At 64.6% G+C, this 18,507-nt stretch carries 18 protein-coding genes; 1 reads left to right on the forward strand and 17 read right to left on the reverse strand.

The window, feature by feature from the left end; translation table 11 throughout:
- Positions 1-386 (reverse strand): hypothetical protein (locus tag NS365_RS21375; protein WP_206612161.1); only part of this gene is annotated, 386 nt, incomplete at its 3' end.
- An 8-nt stretch (positions 387-394) separates the two neighbouring features.
- Positions 395-796 carry a phage tail fiber protein gene (locus tag NS365_RS21380; protein ID WP_058602327.1) on the reverse strand — a complete coding sequence of 134 codons (402 nt, stop codon included), beginning with the start codon at positions 794-796 and terminating at the stop codon, positions 395-397.
- Between the two features lie 173 nt (positions 797-969).
- Between NS365_RS21380 and NS365_RS21385 the strand changes: the two genes are divergently transcribed.
- Positions 970-1,302 carry a hypothetical protein gene (locus tag NS365_RS21385; RefSeq protein WP_153003889.1) on the forward strand — a complete coding sequence of 111 codons (333 nt, stop codon included), beginning with the start codon at positions 970-972 and terminating at the stop codon, positions 1,300-1,302.
- 86 nt (positions 1,303-1,388) lie between these two features.
- On the opposite strand, the gene NS365_RS21390 is transcribed toward NS365_RS21385, so the two are convergent.
- From NS365_RS21390 to NS365_RS21455, 15 genes are all read right to left on the reverse strand, one after another.
- Positions 1,389-7,118, reverse strand: a complete 5,730-nt coding sequence (locus NS365_RS21390) for a phage tail tip lysozyme (RefSeq protein WP_206612162.1) — start codon at positions 7,116-7,118, stop codon at positions 1,389-1,391.
- 531 nt (positions 7,119-7,649) lie between these two features.
- A complete protein-coding gene (locus tag NS365_RS25385; protein ID WP_430515437.1) occupies positions 7,650-8,012 on the reverse strand; it encodes a phage tail assembly chaperone in 363 nt (120 codons plus the stop codon).
- Positions 8,009-8,488, reverse strand: a complete 480-nt coding sequence (locus tag NS365_RS21395) for a hypothetical protein (RefSeq protein WP_058602330.1) — start codon at positions 8,486-8,488, stop codon at positions 8,009-8,011. Before NS365_RS21395 ends, NS365_RS25385 begins: the two co-directional genes overlap by 4 nt.
- Before the next feature lie 104 nt (positions 8,489-8,592).
- On the reverse strand, positions 8,593-8,832 hold the full coding sequence (locus NS365_RS21400; protein ID WP_058602331.1) for a hypothetical protein: 240 nt from the start codon (positions 8,830-8,832) through the stop codon (positions 8,593-8,595).
- 65 nt (positions 8,833-8,897) lie between these two features.
- Positions 8,898-10,082, reverse strand: a complete 1,185-nt coding sequence (locus NS365_RS21405) for a phage tail tube protein (protein WP_058602332.1) — start codon at positions 10,080-10,082, stop codon at positions 8,898-8,900.
- An 87-nt stretch (positions 10,083-10,169) separates the two neighbouring features.
- Positions 10,170-10,613 carry a phage tail terminator-like protein gene (locus NS365_RS21410; RefSeq protein WP_058602333.1) on the reverse strand — a complete coding sequence of 148 codons (444 nt, stop codon included), beginning with the start codon at positions 10,611-10,613 and terminating at the stop codon, positions 10,170-10,172.
- The gene (locus NS365_RS21415) at positions 10,613-11,239 is read right to left on the reverse strand and encodes a hypothetical protein (protein WP_058602334.1); all 627 of its coding nucleotides are present in this window, start codon (positions 11,237-11,239) and stop codon (positions 10,613-10,615) included. Before NS365_RS21415 ends, NS365_RS21410 begins: the two co-directional genes overlap by 1 nt.
- Positions 11,240-11,241: 2 nt before the next feature.
- Positions 11,242-11,592 (reverse strand): hypothetical protein, encoded by a 351-nt coding sequence (locus NS365_RS21420; protein WP_058602335.1) that lies wholly within the window; start codon positions 11,590-11,592, stop codon positions 11,242-11,244.
- Positions 11,589-12,056, reverse strand: coding sequence for a hypothetical protein (locus NS365_RS21425; protein WP_153003890.1), 468 nt, complete (start codon positions 12,054-12,056; stop codon positions 11,589-11,591). The genes NS365_RS21420 and NS365_RS21425 overlap by 4 nt, the downstream gene beginning before the upstream one ends.
- A 92-nt stretch (positions 12,057-12,148) precedes the next feature.
- Positions 12,149-12,643 (reverse strand): hypothetical protein, encoded by a 495-nt coding sequence (locus NS365_RS21430; protein WP_058602337.1) that lies wholly within the window; start codon positions 12,641-12,643, stop codon positions 12,149-12,151.
- Positions 12,644-12,711: 68 nt separating this feature from the next.
- On the reverse strand, positions 12,712-14,139 hold the full coding sequence (locus tag NS365_RS21435; RefSeq protein WP_244498525.1) for a phage major capsid protein: 1,428 nt from the start codon (positions 14,137-14,139) through the stop codon (positions 12,712-12,714).
- Between the two features lie 12 nt (positions 14,140-14,151).
- A complete protein-coding gene (locus NS365_RS21440) occupies positions 14,152-14,796 on the reverse strand; it encodes an HK97 family phage prohead protease (RefSeq protein ID WP_244498526.1) in 645 nt (214 codons plus the stop codon).
- Positions 14,797-14,840: 44 nt separating this feature from the next.
- Complete coding sequence (locus NS365_RS21445; protein WP_058602339.1) at positions 14,841-16,172, reverse strand: phage portal protein; 1,332 nt, start codon at positions 16,170-16,172, stop codon at positions 14,841-14,843.
- The gene (locus NS365_RS21450; RefSeq protein WP_244498527.1) at positions 16,172-17,821 is read right to left on the reverse strand and encodes a terminase large subunit; all 1,650 of its coding nucleotides are present in this window, start codon (positions 17,819-17,821) and stop codon (positions 16,172-16,174) included. Before NS365_RS21450 ends, NS365_RS21445 begins: the two co-directional genes overlap by 1 nt.
- A 148-nt stretch (positions 17,822-17,969) precedes the next feature.
- Positions 17,970-18,401, reverse strand: coding sequence for a P27 family phage terminase small subunit (locus tag NS365_RS21455; RefSeq protein ID WP_058602341.1), 432 nt, complete (start codon positions 18,399-18,401; stop codon positions 17,970-17,972).
- Between the last annotated feature and the right edge of the window lie 106 nt (positions 18,402-18,507).

An 18,507-nucleotide genomic window follows, 5' to 3' on the forward strand; every position in this document is an offset into this window, starting at 1 on the left:
CGGCGTCGGCCGTTGCCGGCGATCAGATCCTCGAACGACGTGCGCGGCGCGACATCGAGCAACGCGACGGCGGTCAGGGTCGCGGGGCTGCGCCGGATGGGCATGGGCGCGCCGCCCGAAAGGGCGCAGACGGCAGCGAGAATGGCGGTAACGGCATAGGTCGCGTCGGCGTCGGCGGCCGAGGTCGCCCGTCCGGTAAGGCTGGCCCGCGCCGGCTGGACGCGCCCGGCTCGCGCGATGATCGTGGCGCGCGCGTTGAGATTGGCGGCGACATTGACCCGGTACGTGGCAGTCGCCGCGACAAGCGCCCTCGCCTGCAACTCGGCAGACCCGGCGTGCGGCGCAGCCGATAGCGCGGCCGTGGAAAGCGGGGACTGGCCGAGCATGGCCTACCTCATGCGAAGGTGATGGTGAGCTGCCCGACCGCGAACTGGAGGCTATCGCCGGAATTGATGACCTTGGAGACGGCCAGCGCGCCGTAGAGCAGCATGTTGCCGCCGCTCGCCGCGTCCATGACCGCGATGTGGGTGATCGTGCCCCAATCGGCCGAGGCCGGCCCGAAGGTGACGGCTGCTGTGTTGGATGATGTGCCGGCGCTGGCATCCGCCGCAGCCATGCCGGGCGTGATCCCATACCGGGCATAGCCGCCCGCCGAAACCTCTGCCGACAGGCTGCCGGTCTCGCCCGGATCGGCCGTGAACAGTGCGAGATAGACGTTGGTCGGCATGGTGTAGGCCGCCTTGCCGAGCGTGTGGTCGAGAAGCTTCTTCTCCAGGTAGTTCGTCATCGCGGACATAGGCGCGCCTTCAAAAGAAAAGGCCCGCCGAAGCGAGCCTGTGAATGGTCTTCGTGCCTGATGGACACGAGCGTTCGGTTATGGCGTTCTCAACCACAGATGGATGAGGGGCCGTTATGCGTGGTTTTCTTCTTGCGGCAGCGACGTGCTTGGGGTTGTCGGGATGTCAAACAGTGACGCAGCAGCCTGACGAAGTAACCGAGATATATCGCCCCACAACCAAGGATAATTCGGCTATTGCTGACGCATTCGAGAAGGTCTTGAAGGACCCCGATAGCGCTCGCTTCCCCGTGATATATGCTAGGAAGGCCCAAAGCGGCCTCATCTACTACTGTGGCTTCGTGAACAGCCGAAACAGCTATGGCGGTTACGTCGGCAACCAGCCATTTTTCGCCATGGGAGACGATCGGTTCGTATCTGTCCAGAAGATCGGCGGGACTGAGATAGAGAAAATCGTCGTAACCGAGATGTGCCGCAGAAAAGGCTTCCCCCCTCTGGATGGCTAATCGGCCACCAGTTGAAATAGTGACCTTAGGGTTTGATCGCTTTTTGCATTCACATAATCGGGCAGGGACTGAACGATCAAAGCATCTCATGGCGCTTTGATCGTTGCTCGCCTCGCCGCCAGTCGGTCCGAACTGGCACCCCTCCGTTGTTCTGCCTCTGACGTTTCTCCGATCGTCTGTCGGGTCCTGTCGTCCGATGCGACGATGGTCTCCGCCAGTTTACGAATGTCGTCACGCAGGGCCCTTAACTCCGCGAGTTCGCCCCGATCGCTACGGGCGGCCCCTCCAGACGAAGCAGGCGCCCGTCCCGTCCGGTTGATCGTGTCGAGGATGGGATAGGTCTGGCTGGTGACGTGAGGGGCCTTGATGACCATCTCGCCGCCCGCAAGACCAACCATTCCGCCGTTCGCATGGCGAGCCAGAACGCTATCGACGTTCCAGATGCCGTTTGCGACCAAGCCACCGTCCTGGTAGCCAACGAGGCCGCCATTCACGAAGCCGGCCTGCTTCCAAGCCGTCATGAAGTGAGGCGCAATCCCCGCGTTGTAATAGCCATATTCCTGGCTCCACGCGTTGAACGCCTCCTCAAATGTGCCGCCCTGCTTCAACCACACGGACGCGCCGTTGAAGCTGAAAGTCCGTCCAGCGAGGCCGTTGCGATACTCCATGGCAGGACCGGCGGCAGCGGTGGCCGTTGCCGCAGGTGTTGATGTGACCGCAGGCGTTGGAGCGGGCTGCGCCGCTGCTGGCAAGTTGGCGGTCGGGTTGAGCGCCTGGACATACTGCTGCAACGAGATCACCTGCGCCGCGTCCCGTGCCGCCTGAGCGGCGTTGAGCGCGGCAATGGCTTCCGTCACCGACTTCACCGAGGTGTCGATCGCCAGCAGCGCGCCGTACTGAGACTTAGCCATGTCCAGTTCGGACATCGCCGCCGTCTCCGTTCGGCTCAAGACCTTCTGCACCTCGTCAAAGGCCGCGAAGTAGGCTTCCGACGATGCGTAGTAGCTCTTCGACTCGTCCAGGTAGCCCCGGCTGAGTTCGATCAGCTTGCCCTGCGCCTCGGCATCGCCCTTAGCCGCCTTTTCCGACGCCTCCCGGAACTTGGTCTGCGCTTCAAGCAGTCGCTCCTGCGGACCCAACGTCGAGAGATTGCTGTCGAGCCGAATGCTGTCCTTGAACGCCCGCAAGCTGTCCACGAAACTCATCACTCGCTCGAACGCCGTGCGCAGGTTACCCTGCGCCGTGGTCACCGCGTTATCGAGATCGGTCGTAGCCGTCCGCACTACCCCCGAAAGCTGAGGAAAGACCTTGACCAGTTCGGTCAGGCCATCAGCCGAAAGATCGGCCCCGTCCACGATCGCCTGCGCCTGTTTCTGGAACAGGGTCGGCAACAGGGAGGTGTCTGCGCCCAGCCTCGCCGCGTCCTCCTGCGTCGCGCGGAAGGTGTCGATGAGATCTCGGACCTTCGACATATAGCCCTTGCCGTTGAGGTCTGCGACCTGATCGGCAATGCCCCTCTCGAAGTCGGATCGCATCTTGCCCATGCCGGCGGCGAGATCCTCGCCTACGACGCGGGCGACGTCCTCACTGGTCAGCCCGAGCTTGACCAGTTCCGTGCGGAGTGCCGCCGCACCGCCCTCCAGGGACTGAATGCCGGACTGGACGCTGGTCAGCTTGTCCGCGCCACGAAGAACGGATCGCAGCTGCGCGACGCCAGCCTCTCGCGCCCGCTCGACCTCGGCAGCCCCCTCCCCGAACGACACCTTCGCGTCATCGACAAAGGTCAGCATCGCCTTGGCGGCCTCGCGGACCGCATCCCGCGCTTTGACCCAAGGGCCTTCAAGCCCCTGACCCGAGAGAAGGCCGCTTTCTGCTGCGCCGAAGCTGTCGCGAAAGGCTGCTTTCGTGCGATCCTGATAGGTGTAGCGATTGAGCCCCGTCTGCCAGAACTCGGCAGAGGAATTGCCGCTACCGAGCTTCCACGCCGCACCGCCGGTCTTCATGAAGTCGTTGAGGGCCTGATCGTCGGCCGCGAAGGCTGAGCGCAAGCCACTGTTGGGGCCGACACCATCCTTCATTCGGTCCTGATAGGCGCGGTATTGCGGAAGCATCTGCTCCCACTGCGCGGCCGCCTGCTTGTGAGCCTCCTCACGCTTCTTTCGGGCGCCGATGATGCCGCCGATGATGCCGAGGGCAGCGCCCCCGATCATCCCGATAGGACCCGCGATGCCGGCCAGGCTCGGGAAGGCCGTGGCGATCGATTGAGACGCGCCCAGGCCGCTGAAGATGCCGCCAATGCCGCCCGAGAGTGGCGAACCGGAGGAATAGCCGTTGCTGAAAGCTCCAATTGCAGCGCCAGCGACTTCCATCCCGGCCATGCCGCGCTTGCCGAACAGGCCTTCGCCGCTCCCGCGGGAGGAAGAATCGTAATCTGGGCGATCGTATGTCGAGGATTCTATGCCTTTTTGAACGCCCGCAGCCGTAGCCTTTTCGATTGTCCTCTGGGTCTCTCGCGGTGAGGCCGCGACGCTGCCGCTGTAGGTTTCGTAGGCCTCCTTCGTGTATGCGAGGCGCCCGCTATAATTATGCGCATTTTTGACGCCCTTTTCGTATCCGGAGGGGCGCTCGAAGCTGATCATGGCCTCGTTGGCCTCGAAATAATCCCGCGCGGCGAGCAAGCGCTTGTAGGCCGCGCCCTCCGTCGTGTTCAGTTCCTTCCAGACGAACTCCAACTGCGCGTTGACGTCCGAAAGGTTCTGGCGTCCCCCGATGTAGTTGAAGAGGCTCTGCTTTCGATCATTGTGCTGAAAGAGGCCGAACGCCTGTCCGTTGTCGCCGACGGCAGTGGGATTAAAGGAGCTTTCGGCTTTGGCCTGCCCCATGATCCCGGCGATCTGGTGCGATGCAAGCCCCTTGGCCGCAAAGAAGTCCCAGATTTGCGCCGGCACCGACTGACGCGCGACGGATGCAGCCTTCGTAGGCGAGAAGCCGTCTCCCGTTACGATCGGAGGCAGAGCGGTGCGGGTGACCGCTCCAACCGGAGCGGCAAGCGTCCGCTCCATGGCCATACCGCTACCGTAGGCCGGAATTTGGGACGCGGCTTGTGTGATAGCGCCGGCAACGCTGGGCGCGCTCGCCCCACCTTTGCCGAGCAAGCCACCGAAAACCTGATCGAAGCCTTTGGACGCGAGCTGCTGAGCAAAGCGTCCAAAGGTGCTCGACAGCGCGTCCATGATGCCGCTGCCCGACGAAAGAGCCTCGAAGAACCCCTGCGCTGCGTCTTTCAGCCCATCGAACACCTTCTGCTGCTTCATCAGCGCATCGTCCATGTCGGAGATTTGCTGGGCGTTGGTGACATAGGTTCGGCCCCACTCGCTGTTCAGGTCGATCCCCTGGCGCCGGAGTTCAGCCTCCGCCTGCAGAGTGACGACAGCCTTGCGGCGCACGTCGTCGTTCTGGCCGATCAGCCCCGCTTCCATCTGGAGCCGGCGCAGTTCTTCTTCCTGACCATCGAACAAGCTTTTGCGGGCGCCGACCTCCAGCGCCTTGAGGTCGAGATCACGCGCTTCGGTGAGCGAACGGACAGCCGCCTCCGACCCTTGGGCGAGTTCGATCTGGCGGGCGTATTGCGCGTTGATCGCCGCGATCTGGCCGGCGTAACCGTCCAGGCCGGCCTGCGCATAGGCATCCTTCGACGATCGAAGAGCCTCGGCCGCAGATTCCGCCGCCTCAGCATAGACCATCTGCGAGGCAGCCGCCGCGTCCGCTGCCACCTTCTCCTGATTGATCCCCGGAATGGTGAGGTTCAGCCGCTCGCGCTCGGCCGCAATCCGGGCGCGCTCGGCGACGGTGCGTGCGCCGAGCTGCTGAATGTCGAGCTCACGTCCCTTACGGGCGCGCTCGTCCTGCACATCAAGCTGGCGGAGCGCCTCGTTGTAGCGCTGCACATCCTTGGGGTTGAGCGGCCCCATGGACGTCGACTTGAACTTCTCGAACGCCTCGTTGATGCGCTGGCGCTCGGTCTTGAGCGTCTCGAGATCGAAGCCGGCACCGCGGAACTTCTCGTAGGCCGTACCGGCCTTCTCCGCGTCGTCCGCCGCCTGCTTCGCGATGCGCAGGTTATCGAGTCCATCCTTCAGCTGCTTGATCTTGGCTTCCGCGTCGATCGCGGCGTCGGTCAGCTTGGTAACTTCATCGATCGTGCCATGAAGATAGCGTGGCACCTCGCCGGTCGCCTGCAGCCGGTCCAGTTCCTGGCGAAACTCGGATGCGGACTTGGTGCCGTTGACAAACTCGGCGGCCAGATCCTGCAGGTCGCGCACGTCGACCCCGCCACTGAGGGTCTGGATGGCGTCTTTTCCCCAATTCAGGGGGTTGAAGCCAACGCCGAAGAACGCGGACTGGCCGACGCCTTTGCGCGCCTGCTCCGTCGCGTCGATCTGGCGTTGTTGTTCGGCGGCGAGACGATCCCGAAGCATGTCGGGACCCATGGTCAGGGATCGATTGACGCCCTGCTCGATGACATCCGCCAGGTCGGCATTGCCGCGCCGAATGTCCCGCAGGGTGTTGGCGAACTTCTCCGCCGACGCATTGACGCGATCGATACGGTCCTGAACCTTCGGCCACATGGCGAGCGCGACGGCGCCGGCCGCGCCGAGCACACCGATCGCAATGCCGACAGGCCCCAATCGCGCCCCAAAGGCGAGGACCGAGTCCCCGATCACCTTCAAAGCGCCCTTCACGCCTCCGGGACCGTCGCCGAGCGCTTGCACGACTTGGCCGCCCTGAGTGGCGAGGACTTGGAACGGCGACGAGCCCGACAGGAGCATCGTCGCGGCATCGTTCAGCTGGTACCCAAGGTTCTGGACCTGATGGCTCGACAGCCGAGCCTCGTCGCCAACGCCGCGCAGGTTGCGTGCCGAGTGGTCGAACTCGCGGCGCGCCTTGCTGGTCGCAAGCGCCAGTTCGTCGCTCGTGATCGCTCCACGGCGTGCCATCGCCTGGTAGGACTCGAGCTTTTCGTTCAGCCGGGCATGGGCTGCCGCAAGGGGGTTCAGTTCCTCACGCAGCTGCGCGACGGCACGCGCTTCCTTGTCGGCAGCCTGCGCGCCCGCATCGTATTTCCGTGCGATCTTCTCGCGCGCCGTCGCATAGCCGCCCGCAATCCTGATGCCGGCATTCTCCAGCATCGTGAGTTCGCTGAGTTCACGCGCCATGTTGCGCGCGGAGGCATAGGCGGGGTCGATCGAGGCCCTTAAATTGTCCAGCATCGCCGCATGGCGGGAGGCGGCTTGTGCCGCCCTATCCTGCTCGGCGGCCAAGGCCTGCGTCTCGCGCGCGGCCTCGCTGTCGGCCAGCTGGTGAAACCCGTTGATCGCCTTACGCACGGCGGCCGACATTTCGTCGGTCGAGATCGTGCCTCGACGCGCCATCGCCTCATAGGCGCCGACCTGCTGCAGCATCTTGGCGTAGGCCGCGCCGAGAGGGTTCAATTCCTCGCGCAGCTTTTCGGCCGCGCGGGCCTCCTCCTCGAACACCTGCGCGCTGTCGCGCGCGGAGGACGAGGTTCCAGACCGAACCCCCATGAAGGAGCTGAACTTGTCATGATTGGCGCCGGCCGACGCCTTGGAGTTGGCGGCGTTCTGATCCTCGCGTGCCTGCCGGATCATATCGGCCTGAGCGGCCTTGGCCTTGGCCGCCGCCTGAGCCGTCTCGTCGTATTTCAGAATGATGCGGTCGAGCGCCGCCGCGTAGCCGCCGGCAATCTTGATGCCCGCGCTTTCCAGCTGCGCCAGTTCATCGACCTCGCGCGCCATTCGGCGCGTCGCGTCGTAAACGCCATCATGGGATGCCCGCAGATCGTCCAGCGCGGCCGCGCTACGTGCGGCGGCCTGCGCGGCGCGCTCCTGAGCGGCGGCCAGCGACTGCGCCTCGCGCGCCGCCTCTCGGCCGGCCACGGACGAGGCCTGCATCGTCCGGACATATTGCTCGAGGACGTGATCGGCCTCAGCCTGCGTGGTGATGCCCCGGCGGACGGCCGCGTCCGCGTCCAGCATGGCCTGCTGGATCTTCTTCATGAGGGTGACGTGGGGGTCCGCCACCGCGCGGAGCTTTTCCCACGCTTTGGCCGCGCCCGTCACGGTGCCGGCCGCCGTCGTCATCGTGGTGGATGTCTGATCCATCGCGTTGCGCAGGGCGTTGTCGCGATCAAGCATGCGATCGATCGCGGCCTGCGCCACCTTCATGGCGCGATCGTAGTTCGCAGTCCCCTGCTGGGCCCCACGCGCATCAACGACAAGTTCGGTGACGATGACGTTGCTCATAGGGGCTCCAGGAGGCGCAAGGGATCAGTTCCCCGGCACCTCGCCGGAGAACCGCGTTTCAGTTTTGGCGTCCCGCTTCGCGATGGCCCCAAGAAAGGCCGCGTCGCAGTCCTCGATGACCTCGATTTCCCAAGGGGAGAGCGCGGAGCGGGTCAGCCGCACGAAGGCGTCGATGTCGGGCCAGGTGATCGGACTGACCCCGAACCCGCCGGACGATCGACGGTTATGAAGGCGGGTGAAGATGTCCCAGAGATACCGTCCTGCCAGCGGAAGCGCGTCGGAATGGAGTTCGGACTCCAGTTCCTCCCGCTTCTCGGGCGTGCGGGCGCGCTTCAGGAGCCCTTCGATGGTCTCCCTATGGCTGACGCCCGTTTCCGGGTCGATCAGTCCGAGTTCGAAGTGGCGCTCGGCGAAGCGTCGGACGTCTTCGCGGAGCCCTTCGTAAAAGACCGCTCATCCGTCATGAACTCGACGACCTGAGCGAACACCCAACCATAGTTGGGGTCCAGCAGCATCTGGAACGCAGCTTCTTCGCTGAACGCGACCGGACCGCCGGGACCAAGCTTCACAGGTGTCCAGTCGAGGATGCGCGCAACGATCCAGGCGACGTTCTCGCGGCGCACTTCATCGACTTCGCGCTCTTCCGGCTTGAACTTGCGGTTATTGATCTGAGCGGCTTCGATCTGACGCTGGCGGCGCAGGTTCTTGCGCGAATTCTCTTCGGCGTAGGCAACGGCCTTCGGATGGCTCGGGCCCGCGAAGGTGATGGTCCAGCCGGTGCCGTTCACGCCGCCGGGGGCGAGGATCTCGAGAAGTGCCGTATCGGTCGGAACGAAGGCGGAAAGGTCGACGATGGCGTTCATAGTTCTGTCCTTTGTCGAAAGGAAATGGATCGGGCGGCGCCGACACGCCGCCCGCTGTCGCGCGCGCTACGAGGGGCCCGTGTGCGGCGGGCATCTGGTGAAGGTCAGTCGGCCGTCGCGGGCCGCGTCTCGACCTTGATGCCGGTGAGATCGTCGGCTTCGGCGGCGTCGCGCACGGAACCGGTCTCGCTGATCAGGATGGCGAGCAAGTCTTCCGGTCGGCTCGGCCAGGTGACCGCGAGCCCGACCGCGCGGGCCGCGTCCAAGGCATCGTAGAGCGCGTCGGCCGCCTTGCGGACAGCCGCCGCCTTCGGATGCTCGGCATCCGGCTTCTTTTCGGCCATGGTGGCCTCCATTCATGGGGTTGAGGATGGCAGGCGCAGGCGCGCCGCCCGGCTCGGCGTCCGCGTCAGGCGGCGGACGTCTGCATCTTGACCATGACGGGGTCGAAGGCCCCGCCGCGGTCGTCGGTGCCGATCATCAGCGCCAGCTGCTGTGTGCGCGGGCCGTCCGAGCCGAGTTCCGACTTGGTAGCGCTCGAAAGGGTCAGATTTGGCACGTAGAAGGAAATGAAGTCGCGCGGCTCGCTTTCGTTCTCCGTGAACAGAAGATGCAGCGACAGCTGATCCTCGTTCAGGAAGTTCTTCACGCGGCTGACGTCGTTGCGCAGCGCGGTCAGCGAACCCTCGACGGTCGCGAGGTTGGTGAACACGTCCGGCGTGACGTTCGATCCGACCACCGGGAAGCCGGCGGCGTTCAGATTGATCGAAAGGCTCGCCTGGCTGATGTCCAGAACATCGCGGTCGCCAAGCCGGATCACCGCTTCCACCGCCGTCATGCCGAGCGAGACGGTCGTGGTCGCCGCAGCGAAATAGGGAGATTCCGCGCCCTCCTTCACCTGCATGTCCTGCCCGACCAGCGAGAACGTGACGGTCGCCATGCCGTTCGGCTGTAGGTTCAGCTGCATCTGGCCGACGCGCACGCCGGTGAAGACTTCCGAGCCGTCGATGTCGATCTCGGCCTCCTCGACCGCGAACGAGCGGGGCGTGACGCCCTGAAGCAGCTTTTTGGGCCGGGCCAGGCCGACGCCGGTCTGGGCCGAGCCCACCGTCACGGGCGCCTCGGCCACCGTCATCACCGTCGCCGTAAGGCCGACGACGCGCAGATTGCGGGCGTTGTTGGCCGTGGTCGAGAAGGCGGAGAAGCGCACGACGTCGCCGACGCGCAGGCCGTCGCTAATCCACGAGCCAGCCGAGCGTGTGAACGTCTTGGCGGTGGCATCGGCCGTGACCGACAGGCCGGAGAGCGCCAGCGGCGTGTCCCACGTCCCCCGGAACACGGCCGCGAAGAGGTCGTCGAAGGAACCGAGGCTGAGATCGGCGGTGTAGCTGCCCGAAACGCTCTTCGAGCCGTGGCGGCCGCGCGTCTGCTGGCCGTCGCGGCGGTTCTCGCCCGATCGGATCGGCTCCTTCGAGAGCGCCACGGAGCCGCTGTTGGCACGGAAGGATTTGCCACCCGTGTTGTCGGGCAGCACGCCATAGCTCGCTTCCGGCTTGACGTTCACGAGGATATTTCGGCCGGTCTGATAGCCCACGGCTCGTCTCCAATGTTGGGAAGGCGCCATGCGCCGGGTCAAAAGCCCTGCATCAAGGATCGTGGCGGCCGGGCTTGCCGTCCGCCGTCACCCGCGATGCAGGTACTCGAATGGGATGGTCGCGGTGACGCGCCACCAGTTCTTGTCGTCCGTGGCGGGTCCGCCGCCATCGATGCGCGGCGCCCAAGAGCGCACGCAGCAGCCGGGCGTCTCCCGGTAGAATTCGGCCGCCCGGAAGATTTCGCCGGCCTCGGTTGCCAGCGCCTTAGCCGGCGCCGCGCCGATGCCCACCGGAACGAAGACGTGGATGGTGATGAGGCCGAGATATTCCCACAGCTGATCGCCCGGCCGGCCGACGCCGCGCAGGTTGCTTGTGGAGACGCCAGTCTCGAAAAACACCCACGGCTGGAAGTCGCCGTCCGAGTTCGCTTTGTCGATCTCGGGCCCGTTCGGGAGGGCGATGGGCGTGCGGCTCCAATTCGCCTGAAAGCGCGTGAGGATCGCGGCCTCAGCGCCGGCAATGTTCGCCATTATCCGAGTTCCCCGATCCAGAGCGCGGGATAACGGGCGTCGGACTGGTCGAATGCACCACCGCTGCCCGTGCGAATGGCCCCGCCGTTGGCGCGCCCGTCCGCAATTCCAATCCACGTCCACCCGACATTGGCGATGTTGCCAAAGCGGCGGTGCACGATCCAACTGGCCTGCGCGTAGACTTGGTCCGTGCCCGGTACGCGCATCTTCATCGAGCCGTTTTCGATGACGCGCGAATACGGAAGGAAGCTGGAGATATAGATCTCCTCGCCCGCCCGACGCCGGCGCAGGTTCTTCACGGCGCGGCCGCGAATGAACATTGTGTGCGAGTTTCGATAGTCACCGCTCAAGACGGGACTGAGATCGAAGAGCGTTTCCATGGCAAACTGTGCCACCATGTCGAGCCGCTCGTATTCGTATTGGATGACGCCGAAGTCCTTCACCGTCTCCTCGGCCGCGCCCTCACGCCCGTCCACCCAGCGGCGGAAGCCACCCGGGCGCGGAACGGTGCTCATGATCTTGGCGTGCTCGCGCTTGGCGGTCTCGACCAGGGCGCGCTGCGTCGCCTCGAGCGTTGCCGCCCGCGCGATATCGATCGCGGTGCGCACATTCTGCAGCTTCGCCATGATCAGCCCCGAACCGCGAACTCGTAAGCGATCAGCACGCCGCCGACGCGGCGCGTCTTGTCGTTCGGCGGCCCGACGATCGTCATGGTCCTGCCGTGGACCAGAATGCGGTCGCCCTTCTCGAAGGGCGGGTCAAACGTCACGTCTTCGGCCAGCACGACGACCTTCAGATCGGATTGCTGGATATCACCCACGATCTCATCGGCGCGGAACGTGGTCACCCTGGCACGCACGCTGATGTTCCGGCCGGTCGGGCCGGTCCCACGCCGAAACGTGACGGTCTCGCCGCTCTTGGCGAATTGCCGACGATAGGCGCGCTGCTGAGCGGCCGCTGCGGACGGAACGGCGCTCATGACCACACCCGCAATGGCGCGAGCAGGTTGCCGATCGTCCGCTCGATCGCCTCGCTGACGTCCTTTGAAACGGTCCAAGTGGTCGAACCAACGCCGTTCACCTGCTCCTGCTCGATGAAGACGTCGTCGCGATTCATGGATCGCAGCATGTTGGTCGAGAGGATCACAGCTGCCTTGGCGTTGGCGGGCACCGCCGGGGTTTTGGTGCCATCGTAACCTGCCCGCCAGCGCAGAACGACCTCGCCAGCAGGAGCGCCATCTGGAACACGCAGCCGGCCGACCGACGAAACCGTGATGCCTGGAACAAGAACACCGTCCACGCTCGCGGAAACGAGTTCCAGGAATGGCGGATAAGGCAGTTCGCAGGGCCATTCGTCGGCCGTGAGTTCGAGCGTCTGCGGACCGAGCGCGCGGCCCAGCCAGCCGGTCGGTCCGTCGATCTCGGCTTGAGCGGCCGAGATCATGAGAAGGAGAAGCGCGTCGTCGGTATTCCCGCCCGGAATGTCGGCCGGCGTGGCGATCGGCGCGGGAGGGACGATAACGGCGACGCGCACGCTCAAGAGGCCTTCTTCGCGGGGCGCTGCGCGGCCTTATTATCCGGCTCGTCGGCCTTCTTGTTTTCGGCCTCGTCTGCCACCTTGGCCGCGCCATCTTCGCCCGTATTGGCGTTGGTGATAGCCAGAAGGCGTGCCTGTTCAGCCTCGACTGCCCGGTCGGCGGCGGCCTTGGCTTCTGCGACGCGAGCTTCCTCGGCCGCAATCGCCTCGTCCGCGTTCGTTTTCGCGAGCGCAACACGCGCCTCTTCGGCCGCGACGGCCTGCTCGGCGGCGTCTTTGGCGGCCTGCAAGCGTGTCTCGGCATCGGAAAGAACCGCGGCAAGCGCGTCGTTCGAGGTTTCGGCCTGCAGCGCGTCGCCCATGGCGCGGACCAAGCCGCGGCCGCTGAGTTCCTTGTAGCGATCCTGCGAAACGCCAAACGGCTCGCTGGTCTCGTCCTTATAGCCCTCGACGCCCTCGAACGGGCGCAAGGCGCGAACCATGAGATCGGTCATGATATCCTCTCAGATGAAGGGGAAGCCGGCCGGAAGCGGGCTTCGCTTGTCGAAAGGCTGTCAGCCGATCAGGACGGGTTCACCTGCCCCTGCACGAAGGCCTCGGGACGATAGGTGGCGAGCGCGACGCGCTCTTCGGCGCGGATCGTCATCATGTTGCGCTCGAAATCGTCCGAGTTCTCGGTCGAAAGCAGGACTTCGATCTCCATACGATCGAAGATCTGCGCGGCCATGTCGAAGGCACCGGTCAGGAACCGGTTCTGCGTCATAGCCGGCGTCGCCACCACAGGCAGGTTCCACAGGGTCGGCGAGGTGCCGTCCTGGGGATTGCTGATGATGTAATTGCCGCCGGCATCCTTCAGCATTTCGATCGTCGCCCAATCGATCGGGTTCAGAACGTAGGCGGACGCCGGATATTCCGCGAGGATCACCTGCAGGATGGCGATGCGCAGGCGATCGATCGCGGTCGGCGAGGCGACGGCCGCCATACCAGTCGGAACGGCGAAGGCCGTTGCCTGCGGCACGAGACCGAACAGGTTCTGGCCGGTACCATCGCCGAACAGGAACTGAAGTTCTTCCTTGAACTCGAGGCCGTAGGTGGCGCGACCATCGATGTAGGAGCGAAGGGCCGGCGCGTCGTCCATGATCTGACGCGAGGCCTTGAAGATGTGCGCGAGCGTGCGAACGTTCGCCGTCTTCAGTTCGAACGTGATGTCCGACTTCGGCTTGGTCGCGCCTTCGGCGACCATCGCGGCGTTGTTCGTGAAGCCCGTTTCGACCGGATATTCGATCGAGGCGGCGCCCGTCTCGCCGGGCATCAGAAGGTCGCGAATGCGCATGCGCCGCTGGGGCGGCGCGACGATCGAGCCTTGTCGATCCGCTGGCACGAGCGAGTTGCCCGGGCTTCGGACGGTGCCGACCGTGCCGTTGCCGCTGGTGATATCCTTGCGGCTCATTTGGACGCGCAGCGCCTTGCGGGACGAACTCGTCATGCCGCCGGTCTTGAACGCCTCATCGTCGATGACGAGCTGACCGAGCGACTTGCGCTCGACTTCACCCTCGCCGGGCTCGCGGGCGCCCTTCTGCTCGAGTTCGGCAACGCGGCTCTTCATCTCGTTCATGCCGAGAAGGGCTTCGTCGATCTGCTCCTTGAGAGCTGTCGAGAGGCTGTCGCCCTTCTCCAGCCGCCCCTTCACCTCCTCGGCGAAGTTCTTCACCGTATCGGTGATGGCGCCGAGCTTCTGGCTTAGGCCGACCAGTTCGCCGTCACCGCCCCCGCCGGAGCCGCCGCTGTTCTTGCGGCCGCGCTCAAAGGCCAGCGGATCATGCACGGCGCCGAGCGCCATGACGCCGGCCGAAAGAACGTGAGTGAGGTCGAGATGGGACGCGACGGACAGGGCGGGCAGCGTTGCCGCATGCGCGGCATCGGGGCCGAACAGGCCAAACGTCGTCAGCGCGACCGCCATCAGGACGGCCGCGAACAAAGGAATTCGCATGGAATGCTCCGTTTAGAGACTGGGGAGGGAGAAGCCGTCGAGCATGGAGTTCATGCGCTCGATCGCGGCCTGCTTTTCGCCGGCGCCCTCGGACTCGCTCCGGAGCAGATGCGGAAGACCACGGTTGGCGACCACCGCAGCCTGCGTTTTCGAGAAGCCTGCCTCGCGCAGGAGCCGCTCAAATTCGGAAATCGTGGGAAGCTGGCCGTGCGCCAGCTTCATCTTGATGGCGTCAACGCGCGCCTCGTCGTTCGCCGGGAACGTCACGAGCGAAATTTCGACCAGGTCGAGCTTCGTCAGCGTGCGAACGCCGGTCTTCTCATCGTAGGAGGACTCACGCACCCAATAGCCGATCGACAAGCCACTCACGGCGCCAACGCGCATCAATGCGTGCGCTTCCTTCGCCAAGGCCAAATCCTCGATCAGAAGGCGCGCGGTGCCGAAAAGGCCCTTGGTATCCTCGGCGAGTTCATCCCAGACGCCGATCGGCTGACCGGAACGGTGCTGCCAGAGCACAGGAACCGGCCGGCCCTTGGCCTTGATTTCTGCAAGGCTCTCGGCAAAGGCGCCCGGCGCAACGATCTCGCCATAGCTGTCGACGACGCCGAACACCGAACCGTAGCCCTTGAACGTTCCGCCGTCCTCGACGGCTTTCACTTCCAGGTCGAAGTCGCGAACCTTCAGCGAGGCGTGCTTCTGTTTCATTGCTCATCCTCCAGCGGAGGCCCGCCGTTGTGACCGACCATGGCGCTCTTGACCGCGTCCGCGATCACGTCACCGATGCCGAGCCAATTCATGAAGGCCGAGCGCGCCTGCTGGTCGCCGCCGGCCGTAATCGCCCCAAGCTGGTCCAGCGGGACGAGGTTCGATTGCACGGTAAGGACGTCGCCCCCCGGCATTGGCGGAAGGTTCTCCTTCTGCCGGATTTCGTTGCGGGTCCGGATGCCGTTCTGGGCCATCACGTTCCAGATCGCCGCGCGGCCGGCGCTGTCGGCGCGCATCAGACCGTCAAGCACGAACTCGGCGTAAACGTCGGCGCGTTCGGCCGGCCCAAGCAACTGCTTCTTCACCGCTTGCTCGATGCGCGTCAGGTAGGGGCGCAAGGAGAATGTCAGGAAGCCGATCATCTGCTGTTCGAGGCCGGTGCCCCAGCTGGTGGTCTTCTCGGTGTGCCCGATCATAAACGGGGGCACCCTGAACCACCGGCAGAGTTCTTCGACGGCGAAGGCGCGGCATTGGAGCAGCTGCAGGTCTTCCGGGGGAAGCCCCTTGGTTTCCTTCCAATCCATCCCCTGTTCGAGGATGCCGGCTTTCGCTGTCGCGTTCGGACCGGTGATCGGGTCGATGAAGGTCTCGCGAAGATCCTTCTTCTGATCCTTCGTCGTCTTCGTCGGCACGATCAGGAAGCCGGCCGGCCGGGCTCCGTTGCGCATCGCGCTTGAGGCCGCGTCGTCGGTGTCGATCGAGAGCGCCAATGTGCGTCGAGCATAACCGACTGGAGAAAGGCCGACGTCGCCCCCGATACCGAAGCCCCGCACATGAAACATGCGGGCCTCAGACACCTGACGACGCTTCGTCTTGTCGATCACCGTGTAGACGCGCGCCCCGGCCTCGTTGCGCTCGACCTTCACCTTGTCCGGCACAAGAAAGTTCAAAGCGACGATCTGGCCCGTGCCGTTGCGCTTGATCTCGGCGTAACCGTTGCCCCAGAGAGCGAGGGACGCGATGATGGCCTCCCAGAACTCTGCCGCTGTCATGTCGGCGTTTGGGCTGTCGTGCAGAATCGCGTAGAGTGGATGGCTGCCGTCGACCTCACGCCCGCCTTTCTTGTCCTTCCGGTAGAGAAGGAGGGGCAAGGTGCCGATCGTCTCGGACAGAAGGCGAGTGCAGGCCCAGACCGTTCCCAGCTGCAGCGCGGCGTCGATGGTGACCGGACGCTGCCCCTCTCGCGGGCCGTCGGCCGGCGCGCCTTCGCTGCGGCGGACCGGGCGCCAGAAGCTCCCGAACCACTCGCTCAGCCGAAATGTCGCCATCAGACCACCACCGCGTTCTTGATCAGATCGTCAATGTCGATCGATCCCCCGCCCATTTCATTGGTGGCCGCGCCGACACCCATGGCGATCGTCACCATGCCGTCGATGCGACCGCGTGAGCGCTTCTTGTCGAAGGCCCGGTTCTTCATTCCGTCCGAGGTCACGTAAGCGTTGGCCGCGCAGGAATAGGTCAGCGGCGACCGTTCGATGACGATCGTCTTCGTCAGGATCCGATCTTCGAGCTTCTCGATCGACCGCGGCATGCACAGCTGCTTGTCCTCGAAAGCGACGCGCGTGCCTTGGGCGTGCGAAACGAGCTTGAGCCCGTATCCTTCGGGCTCGCCTAGCCCTTTGTATTTCCAGGTCTCGAAGCCGATCCGCTCGCAGGCCGCCTCGAAATCCGCCATGCCGGCGACGTCGAAGGCCAAGAACTGGACGTCGTGGGCCGAGCAAAGCTCGGCGACCTGAGCGGCGACGAAGGTCTTGTCGATCACCGCGCCGTCGACGGGCGTCAGATAGCCCTGCTCGACCCAAAGGTCGTAGGGAGCTTGATCCTTACGCGCCCGGTCGGCCAAGCCGTCCTTCGTCGTCCAGTACCAAGTCTTCACATAGAGCTTATCGTCAGGACCTAGCCAGACGGCCGAGAGAGCCGTCAGGTCGTTCTTCTGCGACAGGTCCAGCGACAGCCAGCACTTGCAGCCCTTGAGCTTCTCCACATCGACCGAACCCTGAACCGCGTTCCAGGCCTCTTCGGCGATCCAGAACTCGGAAGCGCCGATCGGAATGCCGAAGTAAAGGCGCTTCACCGATAGCGCGGTCGAGAGAATCTGGCGGGCCGTGTTGACCTGCCCGCGAATGTTCTCGATCGGGAACGTGATGCCTAGCGCCGGCAGCGCCTTCTGCCAGCACGCCTCATTATCGAAGACGTTCTCGCGGTCGGCCTTATCGACGCGAGCGATGAACGAGAAAGCTTCGTCGTCGCGGATCTCGCCGCGCGCCACCTTCTGGTAGAACTCGCTGTAGTCGGTCCCGACAAACTGTGTCGAGGCCGGTGTGTTCGTGCCCAGCATCATCAGCGCGTCGCCAGGCATCTTCGCGATGGCCGCGCGCCAGATTTCCAGGCTCGTGTTCGACTTGAACTCGTGGATTTCGTCGGCGCAGACCAGCGTCGGCTTCGGTCCGGAGGGTGCGTCGCCGTTCGCGAGCGCCTGAAACAGCGAGCCCGTCTCCGGGTGCTCGATCTTCCAGGCGTTATCGCCCTCGCCTCGAATAATGACCTCGCCCCGCGCTTCCAGCGTGTCGCCGTCGTCCAGTTCTTCACCGTCCTCGACCGGGATCGGCGCGCGGCACATGGCGGCGGCATCCTTGAACAGGACGTTCGCTGTGTTTTTGTCCTGCCCGATTGCGAAGACCTTCGCGCGCGGCACGCCGTACCACGCCATCATGTAGAGGCCGATGCCAGCCATAAGCGGCGACTTCGCCTGTCCCTTGCCGGTCTCCATCCAGGCATTGCGCCAGCGCATCCGATCCACGGCCGTCCGCCAACCGAAGAGCGAACCGATGGTAAAGACGTGCCAGGGCAGCGGATGGAACGGCTTGCCGGCCTTCGCGCCCTCAGTGATGGAGAGAACTGCCGGAAAGAACGCCAAGGCCCGCGAGGCCCTTTCAGGACGCCAGTAGAGCCCGCGCTTCTCGCCGTCGCGGATGTCTCGGAGTTGTCGCTCGCAGGTTAGCCGGACGAGATCGCCGGCAACGATGTCGCCATCGACGACGGCCTGCGCCCAAGCCGTCGTCGGATCATTTGGCCACCGGTCGGAGGAATGCATCGGATGCCCGTTGCGTCTTGGGCTTCTTCACCACTTTGGCGGCCTTGCCGCGGCGAACCGGCGGGATGCCGAGTTCGACCTCGAGGATGCGGATTTCTTCACCGGCCTGACGCATGACGGTCCACGCCGGGCTGATCTGGGGGACGCCGGTCCGCTTGGCCTTCACGATCGTGCCGATCTCGGCAACCTGACGCGAGGCGCGTTCGAACTGGACGCGGTAGAGCACCATGCGCTCGATCATGTGAGCATTGGCGAGGGTGATCGTCTGAGCCTCTTGAAGCTCGCGAATGATGCGGCCCCACTCATCATGGGCCAGCGCGACGTCGAGCACGTCAGCGAAGACTTGTTCCCAATCCGGCTCCGGCGGGGTGCCTTCGCCGCCCAGTAGCGCGGTCAACGTCATGGTTCATCCCCTACGGGGATGGCGAAACCCCCCTTTCAAAATTTGCTCTCAGTGCGAAGGAAGGGACCCATGCGGTCTAGCCCCCTACGCCCCCAGACTTTCGACC

The organism is Aureimonas ureilytica, assembly GCF_001475935.1.
GTDB lineage: Bacteria > Pseudomonadota > Alphaproteobacteria > Rhizobiales > Rhizobiaceae > Aureimonas > Aureimonas ureilytica_A.